Raw genomic sequence first — 13,123 nt, 5'->3', positions numbered from 1 at the left:
TGGGCGGCAGGCCGGAATGGTGCCGACAGACTTGCCCTGTCTCGCGGGCTTGCGTATTTTACCCGTCTTTGCCGGTCTGAGTTGCCGATTTCATGCATTTGGCCGTTGCAATATCACAATTTCTTGGGGGTGCACGCGATGGAAGAGCTGTATATCGGCATGATGTCAGGGACCAGTCTGGACGGCGTGGATGCCGTGCTGGTGGCTTTTGATGCCGAGGGCCGGCTTTCTCTGCGCGGTGATCATGCGCTGCCCTACCCGCCCGCGCTGCGCAGCGAGGTGCTGGCACTGCAGCAGAGCGGCCACGATGAGCTACGTCGCAGCGCCCTGCTGGCCAACCAGCTGGCCGCGCTCTATGCCGAAGCTGTGGACGGCCTGATGCGCCGCACCGGCATGCTGCGCGGGCGCATCCGCGCCATCGGCTGCCACGGCCAGACCATTCGTCATGCCCCGCAGGATGGCTATACCCTGCAGATCGGCAATCTGGCCCGCCTGGCCGAGCTGACCGGCATGGAGGTGGTCGGCGACTTCCGCAGCCGGGATGTGGCGGCCGGCGGTCAGGGAGCCCCGCTGGTACCGGCCTTCCATCACGCCCTGTTCGCTCATCCGCAACAAGCCCGCGTCATCGTGAATATCGGCGGCATCAGCAATCTGAGCCTGCTGATGCCGGGGCAGCCGGTCATCGGCTTTGATTGCGGCCCGGGCAATATGCTGATGGATGCCTGGTGCCGGCTGCACCTGGGTGAACCCTTCGACCGCGACGGACAATGGGCCGCCTCGGGAGAGATCCATGTCGGCCTGCTGCAGGCGCTGCTGGCCGAACCATTTTTTGCTGCCCCACCGCCCAAAAGCACCGGCCGCGACCTGTTCGACCTGCCCTGGCTGCAAGCCATCCTCGGCCGTTTCCCCGCAATCCGTCCTGCCGACGTTCAGGCCACCCTGCTGGCCCAGGCGGCACAGGCCATTGCCGATGCGATCCATCAGCATGCCGACCAGGCCCGCGACGTTTTTCTGTGCGGCGGCGGCGCGCAGAACCCGGCCCTGGTGGCCGCCCTGGCGGCACAGATGCCGCAACGCCGCCTGGCCGACACGGATCAGTTGGGGCTGCCAACCCAGCAAGTCGAGGCCACGGCCTTTGCCTGGCTGGCGCGTCAGGCGCTGCTGCGCCAGGCCGGCAACCTGCCCGCGGTCACCGGTGCACGCGGTCCGCGCATCCTCGGCGCAATCTATCCACGTTAAGAGTCTTTATGTCGTGAAATCCAGTCCCCACGCGGCTTTGCGCAGTTGATATAATCCGACCGGTTTTTGGATGATCGCTGAATTGGAGAGTGGCATGCACGACTTTAATCCGGAGGGAATGGCCGCGGTTTACCGCAGCATGATCCGCGAGGAGATTGATTCCCTTCAGGCCCAGGTGAACGTCGCAGGGTTTCTGGTTTCGGACGACCCGGCATCCGCGACCTATGCGCGCTACACCGAAGATGGCTGCCGTGATGTCGGCATTCATTTCAACCTGCAGCACATGCCGCGCGAAGCCATTGCCGACGCCATCCGCGCCGCCAATGCCAACCCCGAAATCCATGGCATCTTCGTCTATTACCCGATTTTCGGGGATGAGCGTGATGCCGCCATCAAGGATATGGTCGATCCGCGCAAGGATGTCGAAGGACTGACCAGCTACTGGATGGACAAGCTGTACCGCAACGAGCGCTTCGATGATGCCGCACGCCAACACCGCGCCATTCTGCCCTGCACGCCGCTGGCCATCCTCAAGGTACTGGAAGCGACCGATGCCTACAGCCCGGGCGGCCTGCCGTTCCGTGACCAGGTCATCACCGTCTTCAACCGCTCCGACGTGGTCGGCAAACCGCTGGCCCATATGCTCGCCAACGACGGTGGCACGGTGTACTCGTTCGATGTCAACGGCGGCGTGGTCATCGGCAACGACCATCCGATCGACCGGGCCACGGCCCTGGCGCAATCGGATATCGTCATTACCGGCGTGCCGTCGCGGCAATTCGACAAGATTCGTGCCGAGGAGCTCAAACCCGGCGCCATCTGCCTCAACTTCTCCTTCGTGAAGAACTTCGAAGACGCGGCACGCGAAGCGGCCCGGATCTATATTCCGCGCGTCGGCCCGCTGACCGTGGCCATGTGCCTGCGCAACGCCACCCGCCTGTATCGCAACTATCACGCCTGAGCAGGCTGCATCACGCGGGTTCACCCGCGTGATGCAGTAATTCATGCTTCGCGAATGTCAATTTCGCGTTATTCTTTACGCGTGCATAAAGGGCGCAGGCTTGCGATTGCGCCTTGCCACTATATAATCCCCGGCTGTCATCAACCGTTTAAAAGACTATGCGACTTTTCAAGCGAAAAGCGGTTGTCCGCAATCGCCAGAATCAACTCCCCCCGCGGCTCAATGCCTTGCTGCGTGAAGCCTGGTGGCTGTTGATGGCGGTTGCCGCGGTGTATCTGGTGCTGATCCTGGCCAGTCACTCGACGCTCGACCCGTCCTGGTCGCACAGTTCCTCCGATCCGACCGTGCGCAACTATGGCGGCACCTTTGGTGCCTGGTTGTCGGACATGCTGTTATTCATCCTCGGCGCCTCCGCCTGGTGGCTGGTGGTGTTCTGCCTGGCGGCCATCGTCTGGGGCTATCGGCGCATGGATCAGGAAGGACTGACACCCGGGGCCTTCAATGCCGTCACCCTGACCGGTTTCTGGCTGCTGCTGCTCGCCAGTGCCAGCCTGGAATCCATCGTACTCGGCGATCAGATCGCGGCCCAGCTCCCCTCCGGTGGTGTCATCGGCCATTTCATCGGCCATGCAGCCCGTCATGCCCTGGGTCTGTCCGGCGCCAGTCTGCTGCTGTCAACGCTGGCGGCCATCGGTTTTTCCCTGTTCGCCGGCATCTCCTGGCTCGACATCATGGAGCGCATCGGCACCTGGGTCGAACAGGGGGTGATGTATGTCTATCAGTCCTGGCAGGCGCGGCGTGACCGCGAGATCGGTCGCAAGGAAGCGCAAAAACGCGAAGCCAAGGTCAGCAACGAGAAAAAACGGCACGAAGATCACCAGCCGGTACGCATCGAAACCCCGGCCATCGAGCCGGCGGCGGCGCCCCGTCCGCCCAAGCCGGTACAGCAGTCGCTGTTTGCCGATCCGGCCGACAACGCCCTGCCCGGCCTGAGCCTGCTTGAGCCACCCAAGGAGACCGTGGAATCGGTGTCTGCCGAGACGGTGGAGTACACCTCACGCCTGATCGAGCGCAAGCTGGCCGACTTCGGCGTCGAAGTCAAAGTCGTCGCCGCCTACCCGGGACCGGTGATCACCCGTTACGAAATCGAGCCGGCAGTCGGCGTCAAGGGCGCCCAGATCGTCAACCTGATGAAGGACCTGGCCCGCGCGCTGTCGCTGGTGTCGATCCGCGTGGTCGAGACCATTCCCGGCAAAACCTATATGGGTCTGGAGCTTCCCAATCCGAAACGCCAGATCGTACGACTGTCGGAAATCATCGGTTCGGATGGCTACCAGAACCAGGCTTCGCGTCTGACCATGGCGCTGGGCAAGGACATCGCCGGCCAGCCAGTTTCGGCCGACCTGGCCAAGATGCCACACGTCCTGGTCGCCGGCACCACGGGTTCGGGCAAGTCGGTCGCCATCAATGCCATGATCCTGTCACTGCTGTACAAGTCGACGCCCAAGGAAGTCCGGCTGATCATGGTCGACCCCAAGATGCTGGAATTGTCGATTTACGAAGGCATCCCGCACCTGCTGGCACCGGTAGTCACTGACATGAAACACGCCGCCAACGCGCTGGACTGGTGCGTGGCCGAGATGGAACGGCGCTACCGGCTGATGTCGAAGCTCGGGGTACGCAATCTGGCGGGTTACAACCAGAAGATCCGCGATGCAGAGAAAGCCGGCGAGCATGTCGACAATCCGTTCTCGCTGACGCCGGAAACACCGGAGCCGCTGGAAGCACTGCCGATGATCGTGGTGGTGATCGACGAACTGGCCGACCTGATGATGGTCGCCGGCAAGAAGATCGAAGAGTTGATCGCCCGCCTGGCACAGAAGGCACGCGCTGCCGGCATTCACCTGATTCTGGCCACGCAGCGTCCCTCGGTGGATGTGATTACCGGCCTGATCAAGGCCAATATCCCGACCCGTATTGCCTTCCAGGTTTCCAGCAAGATCGACTCGCGCACCATTCTGGACCAGATGGGTGCCGAAGCCCTGCTCGGCCAGGGCGACATGCTCTACCTGCCGCCCGGCACCGGTTACCCGCTGCGGGTCCACGGCGCCTTTGTCGCCGATGACGAAGTGCATCACGTCGTCGAATACCTGAAGACCACCGGCGAACCGGATTACATCGAGGGCATTCTGAGCGGCACGGCCGAGAATGCGGGTGACGACGATGCCGGCGCCCCCTTTGCCACCGAGGACGCCGAATCCGATCCGCTGTATGACGAGGCCGTGGCCGTGGTCCTCAAGACGCGACGGGCATCCATTTCGTCGGTGCAGCGTCAGCTGCGGATCGGCTACAACCGTGCCGCACGCCTGATCGAACAAATGGAAGCCGCCGGACTGGTCTCCGCCATGGAAACCAACGGCAATCGCACCGTGCTGGCGCCGGCGCGCGAAGAATGACTCATCAGGAGACGGCATGACCGCACCGCAAGCCTTTCGTCACGATTTTCAGCCCCGCACCGGGGTCCTGCTGCTGAATCTGGGAACGCCGGATGCCCCTACGCCATCCGCGCTGCGTCGCTACCTGAAAGAATTCCTTTCCGATCGCCGGGTAATCGAGATTCCGCGCCTGCTGTGGTGGCCTCTGCTCAACGGGGTGATTCTCAACGTCAGGCCGCGCCAGTCGGCGCGCAAATATGCCAGCATCTGGCGCGAGCAGGGTTCACCCCTGCTGGTGGAGACACAGGCGCAGACCGAAGCAGTGCGTCAGGCCCTGGCGACCCGCGGCCTGGACAATCTGCTGGTGATGTGTGCCATGCGCTATGGCAATCCCTCCATCCCTGCCGCCCTGGCGGAAATGCGCAGACAGCATGTCGATCAATTAGTCGTGGTGCCGCTCTACCCGCAATACTCGGCCGCCTCGACCGGCTCGGCGCTGGACGGCGTCTTTGCCGAGCTGATGAAAGACCGCAATATGCCTGCGGTACGCACCGTGCGGCATTTTCACGATCATCCGGGCTATATCGCCGCGCTGGCCGGCCAGATCGAACAGGACTGGCAGCAGCATGGCCGGCCGGATGTGCTGGTGATGAGTTTTCATGGCATGCCCAAATTCACCCTCGAGCGCGGCGATCCCTATTTCTGCGAATGCCAGAAAACCGCCCGCCTGCTGGCCGAGGCCCTGCACCTGCCCGCCGAGGCATGGCGTATCAGTTTTCAGAGCCGTTTTGGTCGCACTGAATGGCTGAAGCCGTATACCGTGGAGGTTGTGCGAGAACTGGCCGAGGCAGGGACGGCACGGGTGGATGTGGTGTGCCCGGGCTTTGTCGCCGACTGCCTGGAGACCCTGGAGGAAATCGCGGTCGAGGTCAGGGAGGTGTTCCATCAGTATGGCGGTGGCATGTATCGTTATCTTCCCTGCCTAAATAGCAACAGCCAGTGGATCCAGGTCCTGACCGACATCATTCAGTCACAACTTCAGGGTTTGCCCCTGCAAAATCAATCGGATACCACACAGCGCCAGGCGCGTGCACAGGCCATTGGCGCCACAGCCTGAGCCGACTTTTCAAGGTTGTTTAATCCCGAATTTCTTATCCGTTGACACTAGAAACAACTGATTAGCATAATCAGACGCAGGTGTGGGGAAGCATGGATCTGCCTCCCCGAGCCAGCAACAAAGGGTCACCAAATCTACAAAGAAATAAGGGAAACAGAATGAAAAACACTGCTCGTCTGACATTGATGGCAGCCGCAGTACTGGCTCTGGCAGCCTGCGGCAAACAAGGTGGTTCGTCTTCCGACGCATCCGGTGCTGCGGCCTCCGCCCCGGCCGCCTCTGCCCCGGCAGCTGCCGACAGCGGCAACGTAGTCAAGATCGGTCAGGTTTCGCCGATGTCGGGCCCGATTTCCCATCTGGGCAAGGATAACGAGTATGGCGCCAAGCTGGCGATTGCCGATCTGAACGCCGAAGGCGTGACCATTGGCGGCAAGAAGGTGACTTTCGAGCTGGTTTCGGAAGATGACCAGGGCGACCCGAAGATCGGCACCCAGGTTGCACAGCGTCTGGTTGATGCCGGCGTCGTCGGCGTCGTCGGTCACCTGAACTCCGGCACCACCATCCCGGCCTCCAAGATCTACTCGGATGCCGGCATTCCGCAGATTTCCCCGTCCGCCACCAACCCGGACTACACCAAGCAAGGCTACAAGACCACCTTCCGCGTCATTGCCAACGACGTACAGCAAGGCATGGCACTGGGTGACTACGCTGTCAGCGTCGCCAAGGCCAAGAACATTGCCGTCATCGATGACCGCACTGCGTACGGCCAGGGTCTCGCCGACCAGTTCGTCAATGCCGTCAAGGCCAAGGGCGGCAAGATCGTTGACCGTGAATTCACCACCAACTCGGCCACTGACTTCAATGCCATTCTGACCGCCATCAAGGCCAAGAAGCCGGACATGGTGTTCTACGGCGGCATGGACGCCCAGGCGGGCCCGATGGCCAAGCAGATGAAGCAACTGGGCATCAAGGCTCGTCTGATCGCCGGTGACGGCGTGCAAACGCCGGAGTTCATCAAGCTGGCGGGCGATGCATCCGAAGGTCAACTGGCCTCGATGGCCGGTGTGCCGCGTGACAAGATGCCGGGTTTTGCCGCCTTCAACGACAAGTTCAAGAAGGCATTCAATACCGACATCCAGATCTACGCACCGTACGAATACGATGCAGTTCGTGTCCTGGTCGACGCCATGAAGCGCGCCAACTCCACGGACCCGAAGGTCTATCTGCCGGAAGTCGGCAAGACTGCCTACGATGGCGTAACCGGCCACATCGAATTCGATGACAAGGGCGACGTCAAGAACGGCAGCGTGACCGTTTACCAGGTGAAGAATGGCAAGTGGGAAGTGGTTTCGGTTGTCGGTGGTGCTGCCAAGCAGTAAGTCACCAGTCAATCGTCATGATCAAGCGGAGCCTCCGGGCTCCGCTTTTTTCTTGCCCTCCCGGACGATGCCGGCTTAATTGGCCGTCTGCGGGCCGTTTTGCCACAGCTGTCGCTGACTCGGCGTCAGGACCGCCCAGAGGGCGCTGGTCTTGCTGCTGAGATCGGCCAGCACACCTGCCGTCTTCCGGGCATCATTCGCCGCCAGCCTGGCCTCGTCGACCGGACTGGCGCCAGGCGGCGGACAAAGCGGCGCCTGGTTGATTTCTGCCATGCGCGCCTGCTTGTAGGCTTGCCAGGCATCCTGCTGTGCCGGCTGCAGCTGCAGGGCATCGGCCATTTGGTTCAGACGTATGGCGGCCATTTGCTGAACGCGGGCATGCATCATATTGCGGATTTCACAACGCGGTGCTGTCGATGGCTCGGCCGCGTTGGCCGCCAGTCCGCTGCATGCCAGCAGCCCGGCCAGGGCGCCGCGACTCAGCCAGCGGATCAAAAAGTTCGATCGGGTCATGGGTAAGTCCTTGTTGTTGATCAGACCGCCATTGAACCATCCGCAAGTAAATGGCAGATGCACGGACACCCGGCTTTTGTAAACAGCCTCAGGGCAAACATGAACAGAGATGTCGGCGTGCAGCCGGCCTCATGCGGGAAAATGGCGCCGCCGGACGGCGGCGCCGGAGGGATCAGTCGCGGAATTGTGCCGGCTGCTTCATCATCGCGGCCATGCCGGCCTTGGCGATGTCTTCGGACAACAGCATGGCGGCGTTCCAGTTGGCCACATACTCCAGGCCATCTGCCACGCTGTGATCGCGACTGTAATTGAGCACCTGCTTGCTGCCGCGGACCGCCAGCGGCGACTTGGCGGCAATCAGACCGGCCGTTTCCAGCGCCGCCGCGCGCACCGCCTCGGCATCCGGCAACACCCGGTTGACCAGTTGCCAGCGCTCGGCCTGTTCGGCGCCGATATCACGCCCGGTCAGCGCCATCTCGCGTGCCACCCCCTGGCCGACGATGGTCGGCAGGCGTTGCAGGGTGCCGACGTCGGCCACCATGCCGATATCCACCTCACGCACGCCAAACTGGGCATCGACACTGGCGTAACGGAAATCCGCCGCCAGGGCGATATCCAATCCTCCCCCGAGACAGTACCCGCTGATGGCGGCAATCACGGGCTTGCGACACTTCTCCAGGCTGGTGACACAGGCCTGCAGGTCCAGGATCAGACCACGCAGCTTTTCACGCTTGCGTGCCTCGCACTCGTCATTGATCTGCCCCTGCACCCCCATCAACAGCGACAAGTCGATGCCGGAGCTGAAATGCTTGCCCGCCCCGGAGAGCACCACGGCGCGTACCGCGCCCTCGGCATCGCACCACTCGAAGGCCTGACGCATCTCGCGCCACATGTCGGCGTTCAGTGCATTGGCCTTGTCCGGGCGATTGAACGTCACCAGCGCCACGGCGCCCTGCAGTTCCAACGTCAGTGTCGTGAAATTCATCGGTCTCTCCTCAGCGTTTTTTCGGCACCCAGGCCCAGGTCATCTCGCACTGAATCGGCGCATTGCCGGATTCGTCGGTCACCACCACCTCGACCACGGTATTGCCCTTTTCTTCCTGCTGCAGGGCGGCGATTTGCGCCGGTTGCAGCGTTGCCACCGCGCGCATGTCACCCTGGCTGCGCTGCAGATAGTCGACCTTCATGGACTTGAGCAGCATCAGTTTGTCATCCGGCACATTCATGCCCATGACGAACCCCGATGCGGTTTCCGCCAGCAGCGCCATGGCGGCGGCATGCACGCCCCGGATGTGGTTTTGCACCTTGCGACGGTTGCGGATCGACACTACCAGACGCTGCGGCCCGACCTCCTCGAAGCGCAGGCCCGCCGTACCAAGGAAAGGCACGACACGGCCGAACAGCCGTGACAGCACCACGTTGCGTAACCCGCGCGGCAGACGGTCGGCCTTGGCCACCATACGGCTCATGCTGTTTTGTTTGCTTTGCATCCCTGCGAATCCCCGTGTTGTGTTTTGTTGTTTTACAGCCCGAGCAACCGGCTGATTTGTCGCTTGACCGTTTCCAGCCAGCCATCGTCCACCCGGGCAAGCTGCAGGCCACCCTGCAGCGCCGAGAACATCAGCACCCCCATGTCCTCCGGCGTCCCGGGATAGTCAAACACCCCCTGCTCCCGCCCTCGTGTCGCCAGCACGATGGACCAGTGCCGCATCTCGTCGATAAAGGCGGCTGCCTGCTGCTTCATTGCATCCGGCAAGGTATGAAACTCCGTACTGAGCATGCCGCTCGGGCAAACCTGACGATCCTGCAGAAAGTAGCTTTGCGCCAGCTCGAAGTAGCGCTGCAACTGTTCGGCTGGTGGCAGCGCCTCCTGCGCCTCGATGAAGCGGTGCAAGCGGCGGCGATAGCGCTCGATCAGCGCGACCCCCAGATCGGTCTTGTGCGGGAAATGGTAATGAATGGCGGCATTGCGGATGCCAAGCTCGCTGCTGACCAGCTGATAGCTGAAGGCATTGAAGCCCCGCGTCAGCAATAATTCTTCGGCGATATCGAGAATGCGTTTGCGGGTATCGGTCTTGGCGTCTGCGGGTGTTTTCATGCGCCAACTTTACTTACTGGTCAGTAAGCTGTCAATGCGACTGGCATGGGGTTTGGCAGCCCATCTACTTGGGGTATGATGACTGGCAAATCACGCGTCGCGGAGTCGGGAAGAATGAAACTGAAGTTCAGCAAAATGCATGGTCTGGGCAATGATTTCATGGTGATCGATGGCGTTCGCCAGACGGTCAGACTGACCCCGGAGCAGATCCGTCTGTGGGGGCACCGCCACTTCGGCATCGGCTTCGACCAGTTGCTGCTGGTCGAGCCGGCACAGGAGGCCGGTCATGACTTTCGTTACCGCATCTTCAACAACGATGGCGGCGAAGTCGAACAGTGCGGCAATGGCGCGCGCTGCTTTGCCCGCTTCGTCTTTGAACAGGGCCTGAGCCAGCAAACCCGGCTGAAGGTGGAAACCGCGCGCGGCGTCATCATGCCGGAGCGCATGGAAAACGGCGAGGTGCAGGTCGACATGGGCGTTCCGCGCTTCGCGCCGGCAGATCTGCCGATGAAGGATGTCGAGCCGGCCAGACTGTACCGGCTCAATGCCGCGGGCGAAGACCTTGAAGTCTCGGCCTTGTCCATGGGCAACCCGCATGCCGTGCTGGTGGTGCCGGAGGCGGATCTGGCGCCGGTCAAATCCATCGGTCAGGCGTTGCAGCAGAGTCATTACTTCCCGCAGAGCGTCAATGTCGGCTTCATGCAGATCCTGAGCCGCGACGAGATCCGCCTGCGTGTTTATGAACGCGGGGCCGGCGAGACGCTGGCCTGCGGGACTGGCGCCTGCGCCGCCGTGGTTGCCGGCATTCAGCGCGGTTTGCTAAACAATCGCGTTCGGGTACATACCCATGGTGGAGACTTGACGGTAGAATGGGCTGGCGACGGCCAGCCAGTCAGGATGACCGGCCCGGCCAACACGGTCTTCAGCGGAGAAATCGATGTCTGAGCAAAACGTGACGATGCAGTCTGACGATGTACTGGCCTTTCTGGAAAACCATCCGGATTTCCTGCAGCACCACGCCGACCGCTTCGGTCTGAAACAGCAAAATGACCGCGTCGTGGTCTCGCTGGTCGATCGCCAGATGCTGGAGCTAAAAGACCGCTGCCGCCAGCTGGAGGCCCGGCTGCAGCAACTGGTGCGCCACGGCGAGAACAATGACCAGATTCAGCTGCGCATGCACCGTCTTGCCCTGACCCTGTTGCAGGCCGAAACACCTGCCCGGCTGAGCGAATCCCTCGCCCGCTGCTTCGCCGACGAGTTCGGCCTCGACCGCATGGCCCTGCGCCTGTGGCATCCGGCAGCCGCCAGTTTCGGCGATGCCTTCAATGCTCGCAGCGATGTCGCCATGCTGGCCCGCAATCTGAACACGCCGTACTGCGGCCCTTATGTCAACGACGAGGTGATGTCCTGGTTCCCGGCCGTCCCCGTGCTGCAGTCCTTCAGCCAGGTCGCCCTGCGCGACGCCGTCGGCGAGCCGTTCGGCCTGCTGGTGCTGGCCAGTGACGACGCCCAGCGCTTCACCCATGACATGCATACCCACTATCTGGTGCAAATCGGTGAACTGATCAGTGCAGCCTGCCTGCGGGTGCTGGGTCAGGCGTGAGTCTGCTGTCACTGTCCACCCTGTTTCTCGTCATGGTGGCCGGCTTCTGGCTATTCGCCATGTGGCGTGTAGTGGCCAGCGATCATGGCGTGGCACAAGCCTGTTTCGTCGCCGGTTACTTCCCGCTGGCCATTGTGGTGCGGCTTGGCCGCACCTTTGATGCGATGGCCCCGGTCTGGGCGCCCTTTCTCTACCCCTATGCCTGGGTTGGTCTGGCCGCCGTATTCTGGGCAGCCAGCCAGATCAGGCTGACACGTCACGGACTGCTGATCCGCGAAACCCCGCGCCGCATGGGCGCACTCTATCTGGCGGCTCTGTTACTGCATCTCGGGGTCTTGCTGGCCATGCCCCTGTCCCAGGGGCGCATTCTGTCGCTCTATCTGATGGTGCCGCCCGCCATGGTGCTGCTGACCATGCTGCTTTACTTTCCGCTGTGCTGGCTGATGGGACGGCAGGCTGAGGGGAGAATTGGCTGGCTGCCACTGGTTCTGCTGACCCTGCTGGTGCCGTTGGGCTGGTTCAAGCTGTGCGCACTCACCGTCCCTGCGCTGCTCAACTACGGCTGAGCCTGTGCGGCCAGCCATTGCGACAGGGCCGCTGATGGCCGGTACAGCGGCATCTGCCCGCGCAGCAGGATCTGGGCATTGCGCTGGCAACCAACCCGGAGGATCTGCAGCGCCTCTCCCCGCCCCTGACTTTCAATCGTGGCATGCAGCCGACCGGCCGGATTATCCAGCGCAATGTCGACCAGATCTCCCTGGTCAGCAGCCTCATCCATAACAGCCATCTCGTGCGCCAGCGTACCGGACACCAGGCAGGCGGCCGCAATGCAGCAGGCACCGGACACGGCCAGCGAGGCGTGCGCCTGTTGCGGGGTAAAGTAACGCACACTCAGTTGCGCACCCCGCCTGCCGGGAGCCAGGATCGCCACCTTGGGCAGGGTTTCGCTGACAGCCATCCGGGCGGCCGACAACAGCTGCCCCTCGCCATCCCGCAAGCCCATGCGCAGCGCCGCCGCCACCCAGACCCGTCGCAAAGCCTGCATGAAAGGCTCGTCCTGCTGCAGGGCCAGCGGGGACTCGTCACCGCGCTTACCGAGATCCGCTGCCCGAATCAGCACCATCGGCACGGCAACATCCACGCAGCTGACCGGCACCCCTTCCACCAGCTCCTGCGGCCGGCCAGTCGGCAGCAAGCGCCCGGTTTTGGCACCCGCCGGATGGTTGAGAAACAGATCGACCGCCGGCCACTGGCCGGGCACCCCTGGAATGGCAGCACATCGCAGCTGGCCGTCAGCCTCAAAGCGCAGTCGCGCATCGGAGATCACGCCGGTATTGGTATTGCGGATGGAGATCCGGACCTCGCCGTCGGCCACCGGCGACAGCAAGCCGACATCCAGCGCCCACAAGGGCAAGGCAGAGGTCAGGTTGCCGCAATTGACGCGCCAGTCCAGCTCGGCCGTGTGCGACGCTCCTTGCGCCAGCGTGCTGACCAGCCGCGGCTGACCGTCCGCTGTTTCCGTCCCGACAAGAAAGACTTTGTTGCTGGTCGGCGTGCCGCGCCCCAGCCCGGTCAGTTGCCGGTTGTCCGGCTGCAGACCCAGCAGGGGCAGACCGAGAAGATGTCGCAGCAGTTCGTCACGCAGCACGGACTGAGCCGGCAGCTGACTTTGCGGCAGGACCAGGCCGAGCGATGTGCCGCCCCGCACTTGATGCAGCGGGTAGTGCCACACCCCGTCGACACACTGAACTGCAGGCTGGGAACGCAAGACAATGGCC

13 protein-coding genes are annotated in these 13,123 nt (G+C 62.5%); 8 read left to right on the top strand and 5 right to left on the bottom strand.

The window, feature by feature from the left end; translation table 11 throughout:
* The first annotated feature begins 138 nt into the window (after positions 1 to 138).
* The 5 genes from JNO51_RS07900 to JNO51_RS07875 all read left to right on the top strand — a co-directional run bounded on the left by JNO51_RS07900 (position 139) and on the right by JNO51_RS07875 (position 7,131).
* Positions 139 to 1,239 carry an anhydro-N-acetylmuramic acid kinase gene (locus JNO51_RS07900; RefSeq protein ID WP_215782465.1) on the top strand — a complete coding sequence of 367 codons (1,101 nt, stop codon included), beginning with the start codon at positions 139 to 141 and terminating at the stop codon, positions 1,237 to 1,239.
* Between the two features lie 94 nt (positions 1,240 to 1,333).
* Positions 1,334 to 2,200: a bifunctional methylenetetrahydrofolate dehydrogenase/methenyltetrahydrofolate cyclohydrolase gene (locus JNO51_RS07895; protein ID WP_215782464.1), complete on the top strand. Its 867-nt coding sequence runs from the start codon at positions 1,334 to 1,336 to the stop codon at positions 2,198 to 2,200.
* 158 nt (positions 2,201 to 2,358) lie between these two features.
* Positions 2,359 to 4,656, top strand: coding sequence for a DNA translocase FtsK (locus JNO51_RS07885; protein ID WP_252346211.1), 2,298 nt, complete (start codon positions 2,359 to 2,361; stop codon positions 4,654 to 4,656).
* Between the two features lie 16 nt (positions 4,657 to 4,672).
* Positions 4,673 to 5,752, top strand: coding sequence for a ferrochelatase (hemH, locus tag JNO51_RS07880; protein WP_215782463.1), 1,080 nt, complete (start codon positions 4,673 to 4,675; stop codon positions 5,750 to 5,752).
* A gap of 158 nt (positions 5,753 to 5,910) precedes the next feature.
* Complete coding sequence (locus tag JNO51_RS07875; RefSeq protein ID WP_215782462.1) at positions 5,911 to 7,131, top strand: branched-chain amino acid ABC transporter substrate-binding protein; 1,221 nt, start codon at positions 5,911 to 5,913, stop codon at positions 7,129 to 7,131.
* A 75-nt stretch (positions 7,132 to 7,206) separates the two neighbouring features.
* On the opposite strand, the gene JNO51_RS07870 is transcribed toward JNO51_RS07875, so the two are convergent.
* The 4 genes from JNO51_RS07870 to JNO51_RS07855 all read right to left on the bottom strand — a co-directional run bounded on the left by JNO51_RS07870 (position 7,207) and on the right by JNO51_RS07855 (position 9,742).
* Positions 7,207 to 7,644: a hypothetical protein gene (locus JNO51_RS07870; protein WP_215782461.1), complete on the bottom strand. Its 438-nt coding sequence runs from the start codon at positions 7,642 to 7,644 to the stop codon at positions 7,207 to 7,209.
* 172 nt (positions 7,645 to 7,816) lie between these two features.
* Positions 7,817 to 8,629: a crotonase/enoyl-CoA hydratase family protein gene (locus JNO51_RS07865; RefSeq protein WP_215782460.1), complete on the bottom strand. Its 813-nt coding sequence runs from the start codon at positions 8,627 to 8,629 to the stop codon at positions 7,817 to 7,819.
* A gap of 10 nt (positions 8,630 to 8,639) precedes the next feature.
* Complete coding sequence (locus JNO51_RS07860; protein WP_215782459.1) at positions 8,640 to 9,134, bottom strand: DUF4442 domain-containing protein; 495 nt, start codon at positions 9,132 to 9,134, stop codon at positions 8,640 to 8,642.
* Between the two features lie 32 nt (positions 9,135 to 9,166).
* A complete protein-coding gene (locus JNO51_RS07855; RefSeq protein ID WP_215782458.1) occupies positions 9,167 to 9,742 on the bottom strand; it encodes a TetR/AcrR family transcriptional regulator in 576 nt (191 codons plus the stop codon).
* A gap of 114 nt (positions 9,743 to 9,856) precedes the next feature.
* Between JNO51_RS07855 and dapF the strand changes: the two genes are divergently transcribed.
* The 3 genes from dapF to JNO51_RS07840 are packed head-to-tail and all read left to right on the top strand — an operon-like array spanning position 9,857 to position 11,911.
* Positions 9,857 to 10,687, top strand: coding sequence for a diaminopimelate epimerase (gene dapF, locus JNO51_RS07850; protein ID WP_215782457.1), 831 nt, complete (start codon positions 9,857 to 9,859; stop codon positions 10,685 to 10,687).
* Positions 10,680 to 11,345 carry a DUF484 family protein gene (locus JNO51_RS07845; protein WP_252346210.1) on the top strand — a complete coding sequence of 222 codons (666 nt, stop codon included), beginning with the start codon at positions 10,680 to 10,682 and terminating at the stop codon, positions 11,343 to 11,345. The genes dapF and JNO51_RS07845 overlap by 8 nt, the downstream gene beginning before the upstream one ends.
* Positions 11,342 to 11,911, top strand: coding sequence for a hypothetical protein (locus JNO51_RS07840; protein WP_215782456.1), 570 nt, complete (start codon positions 11,342 to 11,344; stop codon positions 11,909 to 11,911). Before JNO51_RS07845 ends, JNO51_RS07840 begins: the two co-directional genes overlap by 4 nt.
* Here JNO51_RS07840 and JNO51_RS07835 read toward each other — a convergent pair.
* Entirely contained in the window at positions 11,902 to 13,113 is a 1,212-nt protein-coding gene (locus JNO51_RS07835) for a PrpF domain-containing protein (protein ID WP_215782455.1), read from the bottom strand. The two genes, JNO51_RS07840 and JNO51_RS07835, sit on opposite strands and share 10 nt — an antisense overlap.
* Positions 13,114 to 13,123 lie beyond the last annotated feature (10 nt).

The organism is Paludibacterium sp. B53371 (assembly GCF_018802765.1).
Taxonomy (GTDB): Bacteria; Pseudomonadota; Gammaproteobacteria; order Burkholderiales; family Chromobacteriaceae; genus Paludibacterium.
This window is presented reverse-complemented; position numbering and strand designations above follow the sequence as displayed.